This window comes from Halomonas sp. HG01 (assembly GCF_000968715.2).
GTDB lineage: Bacteria > Pseudomonadota > Gammaproteobacteria > Pseudomonadales > Halomonadaceae > Halomonas > Halomonas halophila.
Window position 1 is genome coordinate 35,963 of the sequence record NZ_CP022134.1, and the last position, 19,821, is coordinate 55,783.

The 19,821-nt window shown below is 68.7% G+C and carries 19 protein-coding genes; 9 read left to right on the forward strand and 10 right to left on the reverse strand.

Features of this window, described 5'->3' with window-relative positions; genetic code table 11:
- The first annotated feature begins 15 nt into the window (after positions 1-15).
- The 8 genes from UN84_RS00160 (at position 16) to uxuA (ending at position 8,654) form a co-directional block, all read left to right on the forward strand.
- A complete protein-coding gene (locus tag UN84_RS00160) occupies positions 16-753 on the forward strand; it encodes a GntR family transcriptional regulator (protein WP_046078490.1) in 738 nt (245 codons plus the stop codon).
- A complete protein-coding gene (gene manD, locus UN84_RS00165; RefSeq protein ID WP_046078489.1) occupies positions 750-1,961 on the forward strand; it encodes a D-mannonate dehydratase ManD in 1,212 nt (403 codons plus the stop codon). Before UN84_RS00160 ends, manD begins: the two co-directional genes overlap by 4 nt.
- Positions 1,962-1,973: 12 nt before the next feature.
- Positions 1,974-2,996 (forward strand): Zn-dependent oxidoreductase, encoded by a 1,023-nt coding sequence (locus UN84_RS00170; RefSeq protein ID WP_046078488.1) that lies wholly within the window; start codon positions 1,974-1,976, stop codon positions 2,994-2,996.
- 60 nt (positions 2,997-3,056) lie between these two features.
- On the forward strand, positions 3,057-4,025 hold the full coding sequence (locus UN84_RS00175; RefSeq protein WP_046078487.1) for a TRAP transporter substrate-binding protein: 969 nt from the start codon (positions 3,057-3,059) through the stop codon (positions 4,023-4,025).
- Positions 4,026-4,106: 81 nt separating this feature from the next.
- Positions 4,107-4,679 carry a TRAP transporter small permease gene (locus UN84_RS00180; protein WP_046078486.1) on the forward strand — a complete coding sequence of 191 codons (573 nt, stop codon included), beginning with the start codon at positions 4,107-4,109 and terminating at the stop codon, positions 4,677-4,679.
- The gene (locus tag UN84_RS00185) at positions 4,679-5,959 is read left to right on the forward strand and encodes a TRAP transporter large permease (protein WP_046078485.1); all 1,281 of its coding nucleotides are present in this window, start codon (positions 4,679-4,681) and stop codon (positions 5,957-5,959) included. The genes UN84_RS00180 and UN84_RS00185 overlap by 1 nt, the downstream gene beginning before the upstream one ends.
- Positions 5,960-5,986: 27 nt before the next feature.
- Positions 5,987-7,459, forward strand: coding sequence for a mannitol dehydrogenase family protein (locus UN84_RS00190; protein ID WP_046078484.1), 1,473 nt, complete (start codon positions 5,987-5,989; stop codon positions 7,457-7,459).
- A gap of 16 nt (positions 7,460-7,475) precedes the next feature.
- Positions 7,476-8,654 (forward strand): mannonate dehydratase, encoded by a 1,179-nt coding sequence (uxuA, locus tag UN84_RS00195; RefSeq protein WP_046078483.1) that lies wholly within the window; start codon positions 7,476-7,478, stop codon positions 8,652-8,654.
- 76 nt (positions 8,655-8,730) lie between these two features.
- Here the strand turns inward: uxuA and UN84_RS00200 are convergent, their stop codons facing one another.
- The 7 genes from UN84_RS00200 to UN84_RS00230 all read right to left on the reverse strand — a co-directional run bounded on the left by UN84_RS00200 (position 8,731) and on the right by UN84_RS00230 (position 16,166).
- A complete protein-coding gene (locus tag UN84_RS00200) occupies positions 8,731-9,408 on the reverse strand; it encodes an HAD family hydrolase (protein WP_046078515.1) in 678 nt (225 codons plus the stop codon).
- 25 nt (positions 9,409-9,433) lie between these two features.
- The gene (locus UN84_RS00205) at positions 9,434-10,414 is read right to left on the reverse strand and encodes a 2-hydroxyacid dehydrogenase (RefSeq protein WP_046078514.1); all 981 of its coding nucleotides are present in this window, start codon (positions 10,412-10,414) and stop codon (positions 9,434-9,436) included.
- 28 nt (positions 10,415-10,442) lie between these two features.
- Positions 10,443-11,408: a sugar kinase gene (locus UN84_RS00210; RefSeq protein ID WP_046078482.1), complete on the reverse strand. Its 966-nt coding sequence runs from the start codon at positions 11,406-11,408 to the stop codon at positions 10,443-10,445.
- Between the two features lie 75 nt (positions 11,409-11,483).
- Positions 11,484-12,503: a LacI family DNA-binding transcriptional regulator gene (locus tag UN84_RS00215; protein ID WP_046078481.1), complete on the reverse strand. Its 1,020-nt coding sequence runs from the start codon at positions 12,501-12,503 to the stop codon at positions 11,484-11,486.
- A gap of 99 nt (positions 12,504-12,602) precedes the next feature.
- The gene (locus UN84_RS00220; RefSeq protein WP_035597202.1) at positions 12,603-13,289 is read right to left on the reverse strand and encodes an HAD family hydrolase; all 687 of its coding nucleotides are present in this window, start codon (positions 13,287-13,289) and stop codon (positions 12,603-12,605) included.
- 151 nt (positions 13,290-13,440) lie between these two features.
- Positions 13,441-14,472, reverse strand: a complete 1,032-nt coding sequence (locus UN84_RS00225; RefSeq protein WP_046078480.1) for a sodium:calcium antiporter — start codon at positions 14,470-14,472, stop codon at positions 13,441-13,443.
- 221 nt (positions 14,473-14,693) lie between these two features.
- Positions 14,694-16,166, reverse strand: coding sequence for an alanine/glycine:cation symporter family protein (locus tag UN84_RS00230; protein WP_035597196.1), 1,473 nt, complete (start codon positions 16,164-16,166; stop codon positions 14,694-14,696).
- A gap of 163 nt (positions 16,167-16,329) precedes the next feature.
- Here UN84_RS00230 and UN84_RS00235 point away from each other — a divergent pair, with 163 nt between their 5' ends.
- Positions 16,330-17,145 carry a helix-turn-helix transcriptional regulator gene (locus UN84_RS00235; protein WP_046078479.1) on the forward strand — a complete coding sequence of 272 codons (816 nt, stop codon included), beginning with the start codon at positions 16,330-16,332 and terminating at the stop codon, positions 17,143-17,145.
- Between the two features lie 9 nt (positions 17,146-17,154).
- Here the strand turns inward: UN84_RS00235 and UN84_RS00240 are convergent, their stop codons facing one another.
- The 3 genes from UN84_RS00240 to UN84_RS00250 form a co-directional block, all read right to left on the reverse strand.
- Complete coding sequence (locus UN84_RS00240) at positions 17,155-17,466, reverse strand: hypothetical protein (RefSeq protein ID WP_046078478.1); 312 nt, start codon at positions 17,464-17,466, stop codon at positions 17,155-17,157.
- Positions 17,467-17,518: 52 nt separating this feature from the next.
- Positions 17,519-18,583 (reverse strand): class II fructose-bisphosphate aldolase, encoded by a 1,065-nt coding sequence (gene fba, locus UN84_RS00245; RefSeq protein ID WP_035597188.1) that lies wholly within the window; start codon positions 18,581-18,583, stop codon positions 17,519-17,521.
- A 61-nt stretch (positions 18,584-18,644) separates the two neighbouring features.
- On the reverse strand, positions 18,645-19,808 hold the full coding sequence (locus tag UN84_RS00250) for a phosphoglycerate kinase (protein ID WP_046078477.1): 1,164 nt from the start codon (positions 19,806-19,808) through the stop codon (positions 18,645-18,647).
- Positions 19,809-19,821: the final 13 nt, after the last annotated feature.

Here is a 19,821-nt window from a genome sequence, read left to right on the forward strand (position 1 = left end):
TAACGGGGTGACGTCATGAACACGACATTGCAGGCGCTGTGGCAGGAGATGCGCGACGAGGGGGCGGTGCGCCAGCGGCTCTACACGGTGCTGCGGCAGTCGATCATCCGCATGGTGCTGGCGCCGGGGCAGGCGCTGTCGGAGAAGGAGCTGGCCGAGACCTTTTCGGTCAGTCGTCAGCCCGTCCGCGAGGCCTTCATCCGGCTGTCGGAGGCCGGACTGGTCGAGGTGCGCCCCCAGCGTGGCACCTTCGTGGTCAAGATTTCGCAGCAGGCCGTTCTCGAGGCCCGTTTCGTGCGCGAGGCGGTCGAGGTGGCCGTGGCACGAGAGGCCGCCAGCAAGGGGCTGAGTGATCGCACCCTGGCGGAGCTGCACGAGCTGATCGCGCGACAGCGCCGGTGCATCGAGCCGGCGGATCACGATCGCTTCTTCCTGCTGGATGAAGAGTTCCATCGCACCCTGTCGCTGGGGGCCGGGCAGCAGACCGCCTGGAAGGTGGCCGAGGAGGTCAAGGCGCAGCTCGATCGCGTGCGCTATCTGAGCGTTCCCGAGAGCACGCCGCTCGACAAGCTGATCGCCCAGCACCAGGCGATCGTCGATGCAATCGAGCGACGCGATGCCGACGCGGCCGCCGAGGCGATGCGTGTTCACCAGTGCGAGATCCTGCAGTCGCTGCCCGACCTCGTGAGCCGATTCCCCGAAATGTTCCAGTCCGCCCTGATACCACCGCTTGTCGAGGAGAGCCAGGCATGAAGATCGAACGGGCCTATACCATCGTCACCGCACCGGGGCGCAACTTCGTCACCCTCAAGATCGTTACCGACGAGGGCGTCTACGGCATTGGTGATGCCACCCTCAACGGCCGCGAGCAGGCGGTGGTGGCCTATCTCGAGGAACACGTGATTCCGGCCCTGATCGGCCGCGATCCCCAGCGCATCGAGGACATCTGGCACTACCTCTATCGCGGTGCCTACTGGCGCCGCGGTCCGGTGACCATGACCGCCATCGCCGCCGTCGACATGGCGCTGTGGGATATCAAGGCCAAGGTCGCCGGGATGCCGCTGTACCAGCTGCTGGGCGGCAAGAGTCGCGAGCGAGTGATGGTCTACGGCCACGCCACCGGCAAGGACATCGAGTCCTGCCTCGAGGAGGTCGCGCGCCACGTCGAGCAGGGCTATCGCGCGGTTCGCGTGCAGGCCGGCGTGCCGGGGATCGCCAGCATCTACGGCGTGGCCAAGCGCCCCGGCGAGCGCTACGAGCCCGCCGATGCCGACCTGCCGGCCGAGCACGTCTGGAGCACCGCCAAGTATCTCAACCACGTGCCCAAGCTGTTCGCCGCCGTGCGCGAGCGCTTCGGCGATGACCTGCACGTGCTGCACGACGTCCACCACCGACTGACGCCCATCGAGGCGGCGCGACTGGGCAAGGAGGTCGAGCCCTACCACCTGTTCTGGCTCGAGGACTGCGTGCCGGCCGAGAACCAGGAGAGCTTCGGCCTGATCCGCCAGCACACCACCACGCCGCTGGCGGTGGGCGAGGTCTTCAACAGCCTCTTCGATGCCAAGGCGCTGATCGAGAACCAGTGGATCGACTATATCCGGGCGACCCTGACCCATGCCGGCGGCATCACCCACATGCGGCGGCTGGCCGACCTGGCCGGGCTCTATCACGTGCGCACCGGCTTCCACGGCCCGACCGATCTGTCGCCGGTCTGCCTGGGGGCGGCGATCCACTTCGATACCTGGGTGCCCAACTTCGGCATCCAGGAGTACATGCCTCATGCGGACGTGACCAACGAGGTCTTTCCCCACGACTACCGTTTCGAGGATGGCCACTTCATCGTCGGCGAGACGCCTGGACACGGCGTCGATATCGACGAGGACGCGGCCGCCCAATATCCCTATCGCCGTGCCAGCCTGCCGGTCAACCGGCTCGAGGACGGCACGCTGTGGCACTGGTAACGAGGTGAATCGATGAAAGCCTTTCAGGTAAACGCGCCCCAGGACTACCGGCTGGTCGAGGCCGAAGCCCCCGCGGTGGCCGCGGGCGAGGTCCAGGTGAAGGTGGCCTTCGCCGGGATCTGCGGCTCCGACATGCACATCATCCACGGTGACAACGCCTTCGTGCGTTTCCCGCGGATCACCGGCCACGAGTTCGCCGGGCTGGTCGAGGCGGTGGGCGAGGGTGTCGAGGGCGTGGCCGTCGGCGACCGGGTGTGTATCGATCCGGTGATCAGCTGCGGCGAGTGCTATCCCTGCCGCATCGGCCGTCCCAATGTCTGCACCGCGCTGGAAGTGATCGGCGTGCATCGCAACGGCGGCTTCGAGGAGCGGGTCAACGTGCCGGCCGGCAACGTCCATCGCCTGCCCGAGGGGCTCGGGCTGGATGCCGCGGCGCTGGTCGAACCCTATACCATCGCCGCCAACGTGCTGAGTCGCATGCAGCCGCATCCGGGCGATCGCCTGCTGATTCTCGGGGCCGGCGTGATCGGCCTGACCATTCTGCAGGTGGCTCGCGCCCAGGGCATCGAGGACATCACCGTCAGCGACGTCATCGACGCTCGCCTGGAGACCGCTCGCGAGCTGGGCGCCACCCGAACCCTCAACGGCGCCGAGCAGGACGTCGAGGCCGAGGTCGAGGCGCTGACCGGCGGTGAAGGCATGCCGCTGATCGCCGATGCCGCCTGCGTGCCGGCCCTGCTGCCGCAGATGCTGCGCATGGCGTCGCCGGCGGGCCGCATCGGGCTGCTTGGCTTCAACCCGACGCCCAGCGATCTGGTGCAGCTGGAGGTGATCAAGAAGGAGCTGACCCTGGTCGGCTCGCGACTCAACAACCGCAAGTTTCCGGAAGTGATCGAGCTGATGGCATCCGGGCGACTCGATCCGCTGGCGCTGGTGAGCCATCGCCTGCCCTTCGACGACATGCCCGGGGCCATCGAGATGATCGATCATCATCCCGAAAGTGCCCGCAAGGTACTGATCGAGATCGGTGCCTGAGGGCTGCACTCGCGCCATCCAGCCAACAACACACAACAGCAAGTGCCAGGAGAACACGCCATGTTCAAGCGACTCGTCACCAGCGCCGTCCTCGGCGCCGCCCTGCTCGGCAGCCAGGCCAGCCTCGCCGCCGACTACACCCTGAAGTTCGGCCATCTGGCCAACGAGCAGCACATCTGGAACCAGGCGGCCCTCAAGTTCAAGGAACTGGTCGAGGAGAACTCCGACGGGCAGATCGAGGTTCAGGTCTATCCCAACGAGCAGCTCGGCGCCGAGATGGACGTCATCAACAGCATCCAGCTGGGCACCGCCGACATGACCATCACCGGCGAGAGCCTGCAGAACTGGGCGCCCAAGGCGGCGATGATGGCCGTGCCCTATGCCTTCCGCGACTCCGAGCACCTCAGGCAGGCCGTGGAAGGGGATATCGGCGACCAGATCGAGGCTCAGATCACCGAACGCGCCAACCTGGTGCCGCTGGCCTGGTTCGAGCGCGGCCCGCGCGAGCTGACCAGCAACCGTCCGATCACCTCGCCCGAGGATCTGGACGGCATCCGCCTGCGGGTGCCCAACGTGCCGCTGTTCGTCGACGCCTGGGAGGCGCTGGGCGCGCGGCCGACGCCGATGGCCTTCAGCGAGGTCTTCACCGCGCTGCAGCAGAGCACCATACAGGCCCAGGAGAACCCGCTGAGCCTGATCGAGAGCGCCAGCTTCGATGAGGTGCAGGACTACGTGAACCTCACTGGCCACGTGCGCAGCTGGATCTACGTGGTGATCGGCAGGAACCAGCTCGAGGCGATGCCCGACGACTTGCAGCAGGTCGTGCGTGATGCCGCCCAGGAGATGCAGGCCTACGAAGCCGACCTGTTCGCGACGGACCAGGAGCGTCTGCGCCAGAGCCTGGAGGAGCGCGGCATGGAGTTCGTCGAGGTTGACACCGAGGCCTTCGCCGAGAAGGCGCGCCCGGCGGTGCTCGAGGCGCTGAACGACGAGCAGCGTGCGCTCTACGACGCGATTCAGGACCTCTAAAGTACGGGGCGGGCACTTCGGTGCCCGCCACTTCCTTCCTGTTGCCATCGGGGTGGCCGATCACCCCCGAGAGGTGTACCCATGGATGCTTCCGAGCAGCGGGCCGTCGAGGAGCTCGACGCCCTGTCGGCGGTGCCACGCCTGCCGGGCCTGGCCGGTCGTGTGATCGGCTGGCTCGATACCCTGTTCACCTTCCTCGCGACACTGGCACTGGTGGGCATCGCCGCCACCGTGCTGCTGCAGGTCGTCGGGCGTCTGGCGCTGCCTTCCTCGCCGGCCTGGACCGAAGAACTGTCGCGTTACCTGTTCATCTACATGGTCGCCCTCTCCGCCGGCGTGGTGATCCGCCGGCGCCGCAACGTCAACGTGGAGCTCTTCCATCACTGGATGGGGCCGCGCGGGCGGGCGATCTACCAGGTGCTGGTATGCCTGCTGGTGGGGGGCTTCGCCCTGATCGTGCTGCCCTACGCCTGGCAGTACGCCGCCAATGGCACCTGGCAGACCTCGCCGACCCTGAGGGTGCCCATGCTCTACATTTTCTTCTCCACCGTGGTGCTGTTCGGGCTGGTCCTGTTGTATAGCGCCATCGGTGTCATCGAAGGCCTTTGGGGTGCCTGGCACCCGGCCTCCCACGCCGATACGGAGACCCCGTGATGGAAGTGATCGCGCTGTTCGCCGTCTTCCTGGTGCTGCTGCTGGTCGGGGTGCCGATCGCCTTCTCGCTGGGCATCGCCTCGCTGAGCTATCTGCTGCTGGCGGGGATTCCGCTGACCATCGTGCCGCAGCGCCTCTACTCGGGAATCGACACTTTCGTGCTGTTGTGTATTCCCGGTTTCGTGCTGGCCGGGAACCTGATGAACGTCGGCAACATCACCGAGCACATCGTGCGTTTCTCCAACGCCCTCGTCGGCCACATCCGCGGCGGCCTGGGCCTGGCCAACGTCGGCGGCTCGATGATCTTCGGCGGCATCTCGGGCACGGCCGTGGCGGATGCCGCCAGCATCGGCTCGGTGATGATTCCCGGCATGTCGAAGGCCGGCTACGACAAGCCGTTCTCGGCCGCCGTCACTGCGGCCTCCTCGACCATCGGGCCGATCATCCCGCCCAGCGTGCCGATGATCATCGCCGGCTCGCTGACCGGCGTCTCGGTCGGCCGCATGTTCCTGGCCGGCGCCATCCCGGGCATCCTGCTGGGCGTGGCGATGATGGTCACTGTCTACCTGCTGGCCATTCGCCGCGGCTATCCCAAGGAGAAGCGGGTATCCCTGCTGCAGCTGGTGCGCGAGGGGCGCACCGCCTTCTGGGCGCTGCTGATGACCGCCATCATTCTCTACGGCATCATCGGCGGTTTCTTCACGCCCACCGAGGCCTCCATCGTCGCCAGCCTCTATGCGCTGGTGGTCGGCATGTACGTCTACAAGGGGCTCTCCTGGCGCAAGCTGCCGGCCATCCTCACCGACACCGTGCTGACCTCTTCCGCACTGCTGCTGCTGGTGGGGCTGGCCAACCTGTTCGGCTGGATCCTGACCAGCGAGCAGATTCCCCAGATGGTCGCGTCCGGCATCCTGGCGATCAGCGAGAATCCGCTGGTGGTGATCCTGATCCTCAACCTGATCATGTTGTGCGTCGGCGCCTTCATGGAGACGATCGCTGCGCTGATCATCCTCTTCCCGGCGCTGCTGGGCGTGGCGACCGGGGTGGGCATGGACCCGGTGCACTTCGCGGTGATGGCGGTGCTCAACCTGATGATCGGCCTCACCACACCACCGGTGGGCGTCTGCCTGTTCGTGGTCTCGGGGATCGGCAACCTGCAGGTGCTGACCGTGGCCCGGGCGATCCTGCCGTTCCTGATCTGCAACCTTGCCGTGCTGCTGCTGGTGGCCTACGTGCCGGCCATCTCGATGTGGCTGCCCAACCTGATCCTCGGCCCGTAAGGCCGCGCCCCTGACATGGAGAGCATGATGCAGAGTGTCAAACGGCTGCCGGCCAGTGCCGGCAGGGTTCGAATCGGCATGGTCCATCTGGGCCTGGGCGCCTTCCACCGCGCCCACCAGGCGGTCTACCTGGAGCGCTATCGCCAGCGTACCGGCGATGACGCCTGGGGCGTGAGCAGCGCCAACCTGCGTGCCAGCGTGGCGCTGGTCGATGCCCTGCGCGAGGCCGGCCATCGCTATCACGTGGCCGAATACGCCGACAGCGAGCATGTCACCGTGCGCGAGATCGGCGTGATCGAGGAGACGCTGTTCACCGGCAAGGACGAGAACGGCCGCTGGGGGCGCGACGTCGAGACGCTGCTCGAGCGCATGGCGTCCCCCGAGACCCGCATCGTCACCCTGACGGTGACCGAGAAGGGCTATTTCCTGAGCCCGGCCAGCGGCGAGCTGCTGGTCGACGACCCGCTGGTGGCCGCCGATATCGCTCATCCCGAGGCGCCGCGTACCGCGCCGGGGCTGCTGGTCGAGGCGCTGGCGCGACGTCATGCGGCAGGGCAGGCGCCGTTCACGGTGCTCAGCTGTGACAACATGCCCGACAACGGCAAGCGCACCCGGGCCGCCGTGATGGCGCTGGCGGCGCGGCGCGATGCCGGGCTGGCCGACTGGATCGCGGACGAGGTCGCCTTCCCGTGCAGCATGGTCGACCGCATCGTGCCGGCCATGACCGAGGCCGACTTCTCGCGCCTGGCAGTGCTCGGCATCGAGGATCGCAACGCCGTGGTCGGCGAGTCGTTCAGTCAGTGGGTGGTCGAGGACGACTTCCCCCAAGGGCGTCCCGACTGGGCCGCGGACGGCGTGGAGATGGTGGCCGACGTGGCCCCCTTCGAGACCATGAAGCTGCGGATGCTCAACGGCAGTCATTCCCTGCTCGCCTACCTGGGCGCGCTGGGTGGCATCGAGACGGTGGCCGAGGCCGTGGGCCGCGAGGATCTGACGTCGCTGCTGCGCCGCTACATGCTCGACGAGGCCGCCTCGACCCTCGCCATGCCCGAGGGCACGGACCTCGACGCCTACGCCGAGCAGCTGCTGGCCCGCTTCGCCAACGACAGCCTGCACCACCGTCTGCAGCAGATCGCCATGGACGGTTCCCAGAAGCTGCCCCAACGCTGGCTGAGTGGTGCCGAGATCCACCTTGCCGTCGGGCGAGACGTGGCCTGCACGGCGCTCGGTGTGGCCGCCTGGATTCGCTACACGGCCGGCACAGACCTGGCCGGCACCCCCCACGCCGTGGACGACCCGCTGGCCGACCGCCTGGCGGCGCTGCATGTGCGTCATGGCGATGACATCGCCGGTCTCGTTTCCGCCTTCATGGCCGTGGAAGACGTTTTCCCGCCGGCGCTGGCGGCCGAGCCGCGTTTCGTCGCCGCCGTCACCGCCGCCTACACCGATCTGACACAACAGGGGCTGGCCGGGGCGCTGGACGCCCTCGGACGGGCCTGATCGAGAGGACACTCCCATGGAACATACCTGGCGCTGGTTCGGCCCCGCGGACCCCATCACCCTCGACGAGATTCGCCAGACCGGTGCGACCGGCATCGTCACCGCGCTGCACGAGATTCCCAACGGCGAGGTCTGGCCGGTGGAGGCCATTGAAGAGCGCAAGCGAATGATCGAGGCCGCCGGCCTGTCCTGGTCGGTGGTCGAGAGCGTGCCGGTACACGAGGACATCAAGAAGGGGTTGCCGGAGCGTGACGCCCATATCGCCGCCTACCAGCAGACGCTGCGCAATCTGGCGGCCTGTGGCATCGACACCGTCTGCTACAACTTCATGCCGGTGCTCGACTGGACGCGCACCGACCTGAGCTGGCGCCTGCCGGACGGCGGACTGGCGCTGCGCTTCGATCAGGTCGCCTTCGCTGCCTTCGACCTCTACCTGCTGGCGCGCCCCGGCGCCGAGGCCGAGTACTCCGATGCCGAGAAGACCGAGGCGAGGGCGTATTTCGACGACCTCGACGAGGCCGGGCGAGCGCGCCTGAAAGACACCATCATCGCCGGGCTGCCCGGCGCCGAGGAGCACTACACGCTCGAGCAGTTCCGGGGTGTGCTGGCGGAGTATGCCGAGATCGATGCCGAGCGGCTGCGCGAGCATCTGGGCGACTTCCTGGAGGCCATCGTTCCGGTGGCCGAAGAGGTAGGCGTACGCCTGGCGATTCACCCCGACGACCCTCCCCGGCAGCTGTTCGGTCTCCCTCGGGTGGTGTCCGACCCCGAGGACGCCCAGTGGCTGCTCGAGCGGGTGCCGAGTCCGGCCAACGGGCTGACGCTTTGCACCGGCTCCTACGGCGTCAGCGCCGATATCGACCTGGTGGGCATGGCCGAACGCTTCGCGCAGAATATCTACTTCGCTCACCTGCGCTCCACGCAGCGCGAGGCACCGGACTCGCGCTCCTTTCACGAGGCTCCGCATCTGGGCGGGGACGTGGACATGGTCGGCGTGGTCCGGGCGCTCGTCGCCGAGGAGCGTCGTCGCGAACGCGAAGGCGGCCCGCGGCTGCCGCTGCGCCCCGACCATGGCCATCACATCCTCGACGATCAGCACCGCGATACCGCCCCGGGGTACCCGCTCTACGGGCGCCTCAAGGGGCTGGCCGAGCTGCGCGGGGTGGAGCTGGGGGTGCGTTCGTTGACCAGCTGAAGGAGACTGGCTCGACAGGTGATGTCCCCGCTAGTGTGCCGGCGGGGGCGTCGTCGTCTCGCGGAGTGAGGGAGTCTCAGGGAGCCGGCGTCGTGCCGGCGGCCAGCCGGGCGATTGCCGCCGGCAGCTCGCTGGCGTGGCCGATGGACACGGCGCCTTCCGGCGTCGTTTCCTCCTCGGGAAGGCGGTTCAGGTGCACCACCCGCATGCCGGCATCCAGGCCGGCCGCCACGCCCACCGCGGCATCGTCGATCACCACGCAGTGCTCGGGGGCATGGCCCATGGCCTCGGCGGCCTTGAGGTAGAGGGCCGGGTCGGGCTTCCACACCCCCAGGGTGTAGGCGCTGAACAGCCGGTCGCCGAAGTGGTGGCCGAGCCCGGAGCTTTCCATGGCGCAGCGGATCTTGCGCTCCGGGCCGTTGGAGACCACCGCACGGGGATGCTCGGCGAGGGCCTCCAGGGCCGCCGGCATGCCGTCGATCGTGGCCAGCTCCGCGCGCATCCGCGCTTCCATCCGTGCCCGCATTTCGTCTTCCGCCGACCGGCGGCGCGCCTCGTCGAGGCTGCCGTGGTGGGCTTCCAGTGCCTGCACGATGGACAGGAAGCGCACGCCGCGAAACTCGTCCATGTACTGGCGGGCGGTGAAGGGCAGGCCGTGGCGCGGCAGGATCTCGGCCATCACCTCGGCCAGCAGGATCTCGCTGTCGACCAGGGTGCCGTCGGAATCGAAGAGCAGGCAGAGGGGCTGGGGCATGGTGTCCTCGTGATCGATCATGGAGTCAGGCCGGCGTGCGGGCCGGTTCGTTGAACGGGCTCAGCGGCCGCTCGCCGGACAACGCCAGGCGGATGTTGTCCACCGCGCGCTTGGCCATGTCATAGCGGGTCTCGTGGGTCGCCGAGCCGATGTGCGGCAGGGCGACCACGTTGGCCATGCGGGGCAGTGGGGAATCGGCCGGCAGTGGCTCGCGCTCGAAGACGTCGAGCCCGGCGGCGCGGATGCGTCCGGTGTCCAGCGCCTCGATCAGCGCCGCCTCGTCGACCACCTTGCCGCGGGCAATGTTGACCAGGATCGCCGAGTCGCGCATCAGGCCGAGCTCGCGTTCGCCGATCAGCCGCTCGGTCTCGGCGCTCAGCGGCACGGTGACGCAGACGAAGTCGGCCTCGGCGAGCAGTTCGTCCAGCTCGCGGCGCCGGGCGCCGAGTTCGTCCTCGAGCGCCGGCTTCGGCGAGGCGTTGGAATAGAGAATGCGCATGCCGAAGCCCAGCGCGCCGCGCCTGGCGATGGCGGCGCCGATACGCCCCATGCCGACCATGCCCAGGGTCTTGCCGTGCACGTCGCTGCCGTAGTGGGCCTCGCCGATGCTGGCCTGCCAGTCGCCGCGACGAACGAGGTTGGCCAACTCCACGGCGCGGCGGGCCGTCGCCATGATCAGCAGGAAGCCGGTGTCGGCGGTGGTCTCGGTGAGCACGTCCGGGGTGTGGCACAGCTGGATGCCTCGGCGTGCCAGTTCCTCGACCGGATAGGCGTCGACGCCCACCGAAACGCTGGAGATCGCCTCCAGCTGCGGGGCGGCATCGAGCAGCTCGGCGGTGATCGAGCGGCCGGCGCCGATCAGGCCGTGGGCCTCGGCCAGGGCGGCGCGGAAGCCCGGGTCGTCGAGGTCATCCAGATGGCCGAAGTCGTCGACGTGGAAGTCGCGCTTCAGCTCGGCGAGCAGGTCTTCGGGAAGAGGGCGATAGACGGCAATTCGCTTCGACATGGGCATCTCCTTGCTCCTTGGGTGTCGGTCATGCCTCGAGCTCGGTGAGGCGTTCGCGTGAGGGTAGCCCTTCCATATCGCCCGGCACCTGCACGGCGAGGGCGCCGATCAGGTTGCCGCGCCGCAGGGCCTCACGCGGCGAGCGGCCGTCGAGCAGGGCGCTGATCGCCCCGACCGCGAAGCCATCGCCGGCGCCCACGGTGTCGACGACGTTGGAGACGGCCACGCCGGGAATCTCGAAGCTCTCCTCGTGCCCGTCGAGCGTACCACGGTAGTAGCTGCCTTCCGGGCCCAGCTTGATGATCACCGCCCGGGCGCCGCGGTCGAGGTAGAAGCCGGCGATGTCGTGGGGCGTGTCCAGCCCGGTCAGGCGGCGGCCCTCCGCCAGGCCCGGCAGCACCCAGTCGGCGTGGCCGGCCATGGCGTTGAGGGTGTCGCGCATCTCGGCCTCGCTGGCCCACAGCGACGGGCGCAGGTTGGGGTCGAAGGAGATGCTGGCGCCGGCCTGGCGGGCCCGCTCGAGCATGTGCCAGGACAGCTCGCGGCAGCTGGCCGAGAGGGCCGGCGGGATGCCGGTGGCGTGCAGGTGACGGGCGGCGCCGAAGTTCACCGCCCGGGCATCTTCCGGCGACAGCCGGCTGGCGGCGCTGCCGCGGCGGAAGTATTCGACGTGCGGATCGGCGCCGCCCTGGGCGCGTTCCTTGAAGATCAGTCCGGTGGAGGCGTCCGGGTCGCCGGTCAGGTGACGGCAGTCCAGGCCCTCGGCCTCGAGGGTGTGGCGGATGTAGCGGCCGAAGCCGTCGTCGCCGACCCGGCTCAGCCAGCCGACGCCGAAGCCCAGTCGCGCCAGGCCGATGGCGACGTTGGTGTCCGCACCGGCGATTCGGCGTCGGAAGGTCTCGACCTCGGCCAGTTCGCCGGCGGCCTCGGCGACGAACAGGGTCATGGCCTCGCCGAAGGCGAGAATCTCGGGGCTGGGGGAGGGTGTGGTCATTGGCGGTATCTCCTGCATCATGATGGGAACGTTACCATCGAGCGGCGAGTCGCGCCGCTCGATGGCGCTATGGTGTCAGCGGCGGGTCGAGCCGCGGGCGATCAGGGTCGGTGAGAAGCGGACCTGCCGGGGCGGGCGCCGGCTATCGGTCAGGCGCTCCAGCAGGCTGTCCATGGCGGCCCGGCCGATCGCTTCGGTGGGCTGGGCGAGGGTGGTGATGCCGGGGCCGACCAGGCCGCACCAGTCGAGTTCGTCGATGCCCATCAGGCCGGTGGTGCCGAGGGTGTCGCCGCGGGTCTGCAACACGCGCGTGACCGCCAGGGTGACGTTGCCGTTGGCGCACAGCAGGGCCCTGGGGGCGGCGGCCGGGCGGTCGAGGAAATCGGCGATGGCGCGCTCCAGGGCCGGGGTGTCGTCGAGCGGCAGACAGCAGACTTCACCCTCCAGCCCATCGGCGCCGAGCTTGGTCCAGAAGCGCTCCAGGCGGCGCTGGCGGGAGCTGGCGCGTTCCGGCGGCTCGCTGATGTACAGCAGCTCGCCGTAGCCCTGGGCCCGCAGATGCTCCAGGGCGGCGTCGATGGCGCGGTCGTTGTCGAGGCCGGCCATGTCCGCCTCGAGATCGTCCAGCGAGCGGTCGAGCAGCACCAGCGGCGTGTCCCGCTCGGTCAGGGCCGCGAGCTCCTCGCCGGGGTGGCCGGCGACGTTGAGCACCAGGCCTTCGACACGGTACGACGCCAGCAGCGCCAGATGATCGCGTTCCTGGGCGGGGTCGTTGTCGGTGTTGCAGACCATCAGCGAGAAGCCGTGGGCGCGGCAGGCCTGCTCCACGCCGTGCATCACCGCCACCGAGAAGGGGTTGCGGATGTCGGCGACCAGCATGCCGATCAGCCCCGACTGTCCGCCCTTGAGGCCGCGCGCGATGCGGTTGGGCCGGTAGCCGAGTCGGCTGGCGCTGGCGGCGATGCGCTGCTGCATGTCGGGCGACAGCCGGCTGCGCTCATCGCCGAAATAGCGCGAGACGCTGGTCTTGGAGACGCCAGCGTCGCGGGCGACTTCCAGGATGGTGGCGCGGGATCGGCGTGTCGGAGCGGTCATGAAGGGGCATCACGAAAAATGGGAACGTTCCCAAATTAGTGGCAAGCGCCATGACATGACAAGTCCGACGTGATTAGACCATGGTGGAGAAGCGGGCCCCTAGGCCCGTGACAGCGAGCGCTGGCGGTCGTGTTCCAGGCGGGCGATCACGGTGGGCAGCTGGAACATGCTGGTGATCATGATGGCGCCTTCCGGCGTCTCTTCTGCGTCGGGGAAGCGGTTGAGGTGGATCACCGTCATGCCGGCATTCAGCGCCGCCTGGACGCCGACCAGGGCGTCGTCGATGGCCACGCAGTCCTCGGGCGCGTAGCCCAGCATGGCCCCGGCGTGGCGATACAGGCAGGGGTCGGGCTTCCAGCACTGCGCCTCGTAGGCGCTGAACAGGTGATCGCCGAATACCGGCTCGAGGTTGGTCGCCAGCAGCGAGGTGCGGATCTTGTTGATCGGCCCGTTGGAGACCACGCCCATGGGATGGCCGGACAGGGCGGCCAGGGCCTCGGCGGCGCCGGTGATCGGCGTCAGGTCGGTGGCCAGGCGGCGGTTGAGGTTGGCGCGCATGTCGCGCTCCAGCACCTCGAGGCGGTCCGGGTCGACGGCGCCATGGCGGCTCTCCAGCTCGGCGACGATATGGCGGAAGCGGGCGCCGCGGAACTCGCCGACGTAGTCGCTGGCCTGGAAGGGCAGGCCGGCGGCGGTCAGGCTGGTTTCCATCTCGGCGGCGAGCAGGGGCTCGCTGTCGACCAGGGTGCCATCGCAATCGAAGAGTAGGCAGAGAGGGCGGGCCATCACCGGTAACCTCGCGGGCGTGTCATTCGGCTTTAACGCTATTGTCTCATATCGGCAGCGTTCATCTTTAGTTTAAGACCATTTCCGCGACTTTGTGAACAGTGTTTTTCAATTCAATCTTTGCTGCACATTCTTCATGCGCCGGGTGAGATCAGCCCGGCGCCATCACCAGCATCGCCGCCCCGGCCAGATAGCAGCCGGCAATGGCCAGGCTCTCGAAGCCGATGCGGCCGGGCCCCAGGCGCTCGCGGTGGATCATGCCGACCATCAGGATGGCGGTCATCAGCAGCGAGATCGCCACCCACAGCGCCACGCCGTCGGGCATGGCGTGATAGATCGAGCCGCCGCGATAGGCCGCGTCCGAGGCGGCCACGAACAGGGTGTCGAAGGCATTGCCGCCGATGATGCCGGCCACGGCCAGGGTCAACGCGCCCCGGCGCACCGCCGCGATCGAGGTCACGAGCTCCGGCAGCGAGGTGACCACCGCGGTCATCAGCACGCCCACCACCGACTGCCCGAGGCCGGTGTCCTCGGCGATCACCGAGGCCACGCCTTCCAGCAGCCAGCCGCTGGCGCCGAGCACCACGGCCAGGCCCAGGAAACTCAGCCACAGCCGCGTCGCCGAACGGTTCCGGGCCTGCTCGTCCGGCACGTCCGGCGTCGTTTCCCGGGTCTGGGCCGGCCGCCACATGGGGCGGTCGCGGGTACGCTCCGCCAGCCGCAGCCCGAACAGGTAGCTGATCACGATCAGCGGTGTGACGGGGTGGACCTGCCACAGGGTCCATTCCGGGGCGAAGCGGCCCACCAGCACCAGGGTCAGCAGGCACAGCAGCAGGCCGCCCTGCATCAGGTTGCCGATGGAGGCGGCGGCGTGCTCCAGGTTGGCGCGCCGGTGGGTCAGGTCGGCGATGGTCAGGAACAGGGTCTGGACGGCGATGCCCCCCAGGGCGTTGCTCATCGCCAGGGTGGGGCGGTCGGCCAGCGCCGCCGAGACCGACAGCACCAGTCCCGACAGCGAGGTGGCCATGCCCAGCAGCACGGCGCCGGCGATGGCCTCGCCTAGGCCGGTGCGGTCGGCCAGGTCGTCGACGATGTGCGTCAGCCGCGTGCCGGCGACGCCGATCACCAGGGCGCAGGCGACGAACGCCGCGAAGGCGAGGGGCAGCGAGAGGGCGCTCAGCATGGCCGGCGGCCGTTCGGCATGAGGAGGGGATGTCGCGAGGGGGACGGAAAGGCCGAGGGCGGCGCGGGCATGGGAGCTCCTGGCGGGGCATGGGAAGCGAGCCGCCAGTCCAGCGCGAAGCCGGGTGTCGCGTCAAGGCGCCGAGGGGATCGAGCGCCTTGAAACGCCTCGGCCCCGCATGAGCGGGGCCGAGGGCGTGGGGCGGTGAATCGCGGCGTGGATCAGCCGCGGTTGCGGGCCGGGGCGTTGCCCAGTGCCTGGTGGGCGCGCTCGAGGTCCTCGGGTTCAAGCTCCCAGGCCTTGGGGTCCAGGTCCAGATCCGGGTGATCCTTGGCGTTGAAGACCGGTTGCTCCACGCCGGCGCGCATCTGGCCGTCGAAGTCCCGCAGGATGCGCAGGCCCGGCTTGAACAGCATGATCAGGGCGATCAGGTTGGCCACCGCCAGCAGGCCCATGGTCACGTCGGCGAAGCCGAACGCGGTGCCCAGGTCGGTGGTGGCGCCCCAGCAGACCAGCAGCACGATGGTCACGCGGAAGGCATTGAACAGGCCCTGATTGCGGCGGCTGAAGAAGTTCAGGCTGTTCTCGCCCAGATAGTAGTTGTAGAGGATGGTGCTGAAGGCGAACAGCAGCAGCGCGATGCTGACGAAGGTGCGGCCCCATTCGCCGACGTGGTCGGCCAGGGCGGCCTGGGTCAGGGCGATGCCGGCGACGTCGACGCCGGCGCCCGCTTCATAGACGCCGCTGAGCAGGATCACGAAAGCGGTGGCGGAGCAGATGATCACGGTGTCGATGAACACCGAGAAGGCCTGCACGATGCCCTGGTTGGCCGGGTGCGGCACGTAGGCCACGGCCGCCACGTTGGGCGCGCTGCCGAGGCCGGCCTCGTTGGAGAACAGGCCGCGCTTGAGGCCCATCATGATGGCCGCGCCGATGCCGCCGCCGATGGCCGGCTCGAGACCGAAGGCGCTCTTCACGATCAGCGCGATGACGTCCGGAATCTGGGTGATGTTCAGGGCCAGCACCACCAGCGCGATCAGCAGATAGCCGCCGGCCATGATCGGCACCAGGAACTCGGAGATGCGGGCGATACGCTTGATGCCGCCGAAGATGATCAGGCCCACCAGCAGCGCCAGGCCGAGACCGCTGTAGAGCACCGGCACGCCGAAGGCGTCGCCGAAGGAGGTGGCCACGGAATAGGACTGCAGGGCGGTGAAGGCGAAGCCGAAGGTCACCAGCAGCAGCGCCGAGTAGACGCCGGCCAGCCAGTTCCAGTGGCGGCCAAGGCCACGGGAGATGTAGTAGGCCGGGCCACCGCGATAGGTGCCGTCGCCTTCGGCGGTCTTGTAGGTCTGCGCCAGGGTGCACTCGAGGAAGCTGGTGGCCATGCCCATCAGGCCGACGACCCACATCCAGAACACGGCGCCGGGGCCGCCAAGGGTGATGGCCACGGCGACGCCGGCGATGTTGCCGCCGCCGACCCGGCCGGCCACCGACAGCACCAGCGCCTGGAAGGAGCTCAGGTGGCCGTGCTTGTCCTTCTTGAAGGCCTGGCTGGCGCCCAGGATGCGGAACATGCGGCCGAAGTAGCGGAACTGCACGAAGCGCGAGGCGACGGTGAAGCCGATGCCCACGGCGATCAGCAGTACGATCAGGACCTTGCCCCATAGCAGGTCGTTGAGGAAAGCCAACATTCCATTCATCTCCATCTTGGCGTTATTCGCGGTGCGGGGGATTTAAGCAGGCCGCGGTCACGCTGTGATTTGACGCTATGGTGCAGCCTGGCGCACCATGCGCCGCACCCAGTGCACCAGGGTGCACCATCTTGGGGCGAGCGCCCGACAGGAACCCACCGACATGCATGACGACTTCGCGGCCAACCTCCGGCTGCTATGCAGCTACTACCGCTCCATCGCCGAGGTCTGCCGCCGGCTCGACATCAATCGGGCCCAGTTCAACCGCTATCTCAGCGGCCGCTACAAGCCCGCCAGCAACACCATGCGCCGCATCTGCGACTTCTTCGGCGTCGAGGTGCACGAGATCCTGCTGCCCCACGACGAGTTCCGCTCGCTGGTGCGGCTGCATCCGACGCCGGACGGCGAGTCGCCCGAGCGGGCGCCGTCGCTGGGGCTGCCCGCCGCGCTGCTCGAGCAGGGGCGTCAGGGCATGTCGCGCTATCTCGGCTGCTACCACGAGTATTACCTGGCCATGTCGCGGCCCGGGCAGGTGCTGTGCACCCTGGTCTGCCTCGAGCGGCGCGGCGAGGACGTGCTCTACCAGCGCACCGAGCGCATGCCGCCCCGTGCCGGTGGCCGCCACTGGCACAACCGCTATCAGGGCGTGGCGCTGCTGCTGACCGACCGCCTGTTCCTGGCCGATCACGAGTCGCTCAACGGTCACGAGATGACCCAGACCATCCTCTTCCCCAGCTTCAAGAGTCACGTCGCGCGACTCACCGGGCTCAAGCTGGGCGTGGCCGACAGCAGCGAGCGCATGCCCTGCGGCGTGCGGGTGGTCTACGAGCGCATCGCCGACACGGTCAGCCCGCGCCAGGCGCTGGCGCAGTGCGGCCTCTACGACCTGGACGACCCGGCCCTCGATCCCGATATCGTGGCGGCGATCCACAACGACATCGGCCCCGGAGAGTGGCATTTCCGGGCGCGCTACCTCTAGGCAGGCACGTCAGCGTGCGGCGTGGCGGCCGCAGTTCTCGCGGTAGGCCGGGGCGTCGGCGCCCAGTGCCAGCTGCTCGGTGACGGTGTGGTAGTAGAACGGCAGGGCGGGGCGGTCGACGCGCACGGCGTCGCCGCACAGGCCGTAGCCCTTGTTCACCTCGAGCAGGCGCTCGATCTCGACACCGTCCTGGGCCTCGAGGCGCTCGGCGATACGCTCGGCGATCCGGTCGTCGCGGTCGTTGTCGGCCATCCACTGGCCGCCGAAGATCAGGCCGGCCACAAGCAGGATGGCGACCACGGGAATCCACAGATTGTGCATGGCGGGGCTCGCATGATGCCCGCCGGCACGGAGGCCGGCGGGGCGGGGACGCTTACTTGACGCGCGGGTCCAGTTCGCCGCGCTCGTAGCGCAGGAACATCTCTTCCAGGTTGATCGGCTTGATCTTGCTGGCCTGGCCGGCGGTGCCGAAGGCTTCGTAGCGGGCCTTGCAGACTTCCTTCATGGCCGCGGTGCTGACCTTGAGGAACTTGCGCGGGTCGAACTCGGCCGGGTGCTCGGCCAGGAAGCGACGCACCGCGCCGGTGGAGGCCAGGCGCAGGTCGGTGTCGATGTTGACCTTGCGCACGCCGTGCTTGATGCCCTCGACGATCTCCTCGACCGGCACGCCGTAGGTCTCGGGGATGGCGCCGCCGAACTCGTTGATCACCTCGAGCCACTCCTGCGGCACGGAGGAGGAGCCGTGCATCACCAGGTGGGTCTCGGGGATGCGGGCGTGGATCTCCTTGATGCGCTGGATGGAGAGGGTGTCGCCGGTGGGCGGCTGGGTGAACTTGTAGGCGCCGTGGCTGGTGCCGATGGCGATCGCCAGGGCGTCCACGTGGGTGGCCTTGACGAACTCGGCGGCCTCTTCCGGGTCGGTCAGCAGCTGGTCGTGATCGAGCTTGCCCTCGGCGCCGACGCCGTCTTCCTCGCCGGCCATGCCGGTTTCCAGGCTGCCCAGGCAGCCCAGCTCGCCCTCGACGGAGACGCCGCAGGCGTGGGCCATCTCGACGGTGCGACGGGTGACGTCGACGTTGTAGTCGTAGCTGGTCGGGGTCTTGCCGTCGGTGCCCAGCGAGCCGTCCATCATCACCGAGGAGAAGCCCAGCTGGATGGAGCGCTGGCACACCGCGGGGCTGGTGCCGTGGTCCTGGTGCATGACCACCGGGATGTGCGGGAATTCCTCGACGGCGGCCAGGATCAGGTGGCGCAGGAAGGGCGCACCGGCATACTTGCGGGCGCCGGCGGAGGCCTGGACGATCACCGGAGAGTCGGTCTCGTCGGCGGCTTCCATGATGGCGCGCATCTGCTCGAGGTTGTTGACGTTGAACGCCGGGATGCCGTAGCCGTGCTCGGCGGCGTGGTCCAGCATCTGGCGCATGCTGATCAGTGCCATGAAGTCACCCTTTGTCGTGTGAGGCGGCGGGCTGCGCCGCCTGCATCGCAGTAATGATGGTTTATTTTGCGGCGGCTTCGAGGGCCGCGACCGCCGGCAGCACCTTGCCCTCGACGTATTCGAGGAAGGCGCCGCCGCCGGTGGAGATGTAGGAGACCCGGTCGGCGATGCCGTACTTGTCGATGGCCGCCAGGGTGTCGCCGCCGCCGGCGATGGAGAAACCGTCGCTCTCGGCGATGGCGTAGGACAGCGCCTCGGTGCCGTGGCCGAACTGGTCGATCTCGAACACGCCGACCGGGCCGTTCCACAGGATGGTGCCGGCGGCCTTGAGCTGCTCGCCGAGCCTGGCGGCGGTGTCCGGGCCGATGTCGAGGATCATCTCGTCATCATTCACCTGGTCGACCGGCTTGGTCACCGCGGTGGCGCTGTCGGAGAACTCGGTGGCCACCACCACGTCGGAGGGCAGCGGGATCTCGACTTTGTCCATCAGCGCCTTGGCGGCGTCGACCAGGTCGGCCTCGTGCAGCGACTTGCCGACGTTGTAGCCGGCCGCGGCGATGAAGGTGTTGGCGATGCCGCCGCCGACGATGATGCGGTCGCACTTCTCGGACAGCGCGTTGAGCACCTCGAGCTTGGTGGAGACCTTGGAGCCGCCGACGATGGCGGTCATCGGGCGCTTGGGCGTGGCCAGCGCCTTCTCCAGTGCCTCGAGTTCCTGGGCCAGCAGCGGGCCGGCGCAGGCGGCGGGAGCGAAGCGCGCCACGCCGTGGGTCGAGGCCTGGGCGCGGTGGGCGGTGCCGAAGGCATCCATCACGTAGACGTCGCACAGCGCGGCGTAGGCCTTGGCCAGCGCCTCGTCGTCCTTCTTCTCGCCCTTGTTGAAGCGCACGTTCTCGAGCAGCACGACCTCGCCGTCGGTGAAGGCGGGTGCCGTCTCCAGGTAGTCCTCGACCAGGCGCACCGGGCGACCGAGCAGGCCGGAGAGATGCTCGGCCACCGGCGCCAGGGAGAACTCCTCGGCCGGCTCACCCTCGGTGGGGCGTCCCAGGTGGCTCATCAGCATCACCTTGCCGCCGGCCTCGAGTGCCGCCTGGATGGTCGGCAGGGCGGCCCGCAGGCGGGCGTCGCTGGTCACCTGGCCGTTCTTGACGGGCACGTTCAGGTCCTCGCGGATCAGCACTCGCTGGCCGTCGAGGTCGAGGTCGGTCATCTTGCGCACGTTCATGGAAGCAGATTCC

What these genes read in the sequence shown, in the direction of transcription:
- UN84_RS00160 (WP_046078490.1), top strand. Translation starts at nt 16, where the DNA reads ATGAACACGACATTGCAGGCGCTGTGGCAGGAGATGCGCGACGAGGGG.
- manD (WP_046078489.1), top strand. Translation starts at nt 750, where the DNA reads ATGAAGATCGAACGGGCCTATACCATCGTCACCGCACCGGGGCGCAAC.
- UN84_RS00170 (WP_046078488.1), top strand. Translation starts at nt 1,974, where the DNA reads ATGAAAGCCTTTCAGGTAAACGCGCCCCAGGACTACCGGCTGGTCGAG.
- UN84_RS00175 (WP_046078487.1), top strand. Translation starts at nt 3,057, where the DNA reads ATGTTCAAGCGACTCGTCACCAGCGCCGTCCTCGGCGCCGCCCTGCTC.
- UN84_RS00180 (WP_046078486.1), top strand. Translation starts at nt 4,107, where the DNA reads ATGGATGCTTCCGAGCAGCGGGCCGTCGAGGAGCTCGACGCCCTGTCG.
- UN84_RS00185 (WP_046078485.1), top strand. Translation starts at nt 4,679, where the DNA reads ATGGAAGTGATCGCGCTGTTCGCCGTCTTCCTGGTGCTGCTGCTGGTC.
- UN84_RS00190 (WP_046078484.1), top strand. Translation starts at nt 5,987, where the DNA reads ATGCAGAGTGTCAAACGGCTGCCGGCCAGTGCCGGCAGGGTTCGAATC.
- uxuA (WP_046078483.1), top strand. Translation starts at nt 7,476, where the DNA reads ATGGAACATACCTGGCGCTGGTTCGGCCCCGCGGACCCCATCACCCTC.
- UN84_RS00200 (WP_046078515.1), bottom strand. Translation starts at nt 9,408, where the DNA reads ATGCCCCAGCCCCTCTGCCTGCTCTTCGATTCCGACGGCACCCTGGTC.
- UN84_RS00205 (WP_046078514.1), bottom strand. Translation starts at nt 10,414, where the DNA reads ATGTCGAAGCGAATTGCCGTCTATCGCCCTCTTCCCGAAGACCTGCTC.
- UN84_RS00210 (WP_046078482.1), bottom strand. Translation starts at nt 11,408, where the DNA reads ATGACCACACCCTCCCCCAGCCCCGAGATTCTCGCCTTCGGCGAGGCC.
- UN84_RS00215 (WP_046078481.1), bottom strand. Translation starts at nt 12,503, where the DNA reads ATGACCGCTCCGACACGCCGATCCCGCGCCACCATCCTGGAAGTCGCC.
- UN84_RS00220 (WP_035597202.1), bottom strand. Translation starts at nt 13,289, where the DNA reads ATGGCCCGCCCTCTCTGCCTACTCTTCGATTGCGATGGCACCCTGGTC.
- UN84_RS00225 (WP_046078480.1), bottom strand. Translation starts at nt 14,472, where the DNA reads ATGCTGAGCGCCCTCTCGCTGCCCCTCGCCTTCGCGGCGTTCGTCGCC.
- UN84_RS00230 (WP_035597196.1), bottom strand. Translation starts at nt 16,166, where the DNA reads ATGTTGGCTTTCCTCAACGACCTGCTATGGGGCAAGGTCCTGATCGTA.
- UN84_RS00235 (WP_046078479.1), top strand. Translation starts at nt 16,330, where the DNA reads ATGCATGACGACTTCGCGGCCAACCTCCGGCTGCTATGCAGCTACTAC.
- UN84_RS00240 (WP_046078478.1), bottom strand. Translation starts at nt 17,466, where the DNA reads ATGCACAATCTGTGGATTCCCGTGGTCGCCATCCTGCTTGTGGCCGGC.
- fba (WP_035597188.1), bottom strand. Translation starts at nt 18,583, where the DNA reads ATGGCACTGATCAGCATGCGCCAGATGCTGGACCACGCCGCCGAGCAC.
- UN84_RS00250 (WP_046078477.1), bottom strand. Translation starts at nt 19,808, where the DNA reads ATGAACGTGCGCAAGATGACCGACCTCGACCTCGACGGCCAGCGAGTG.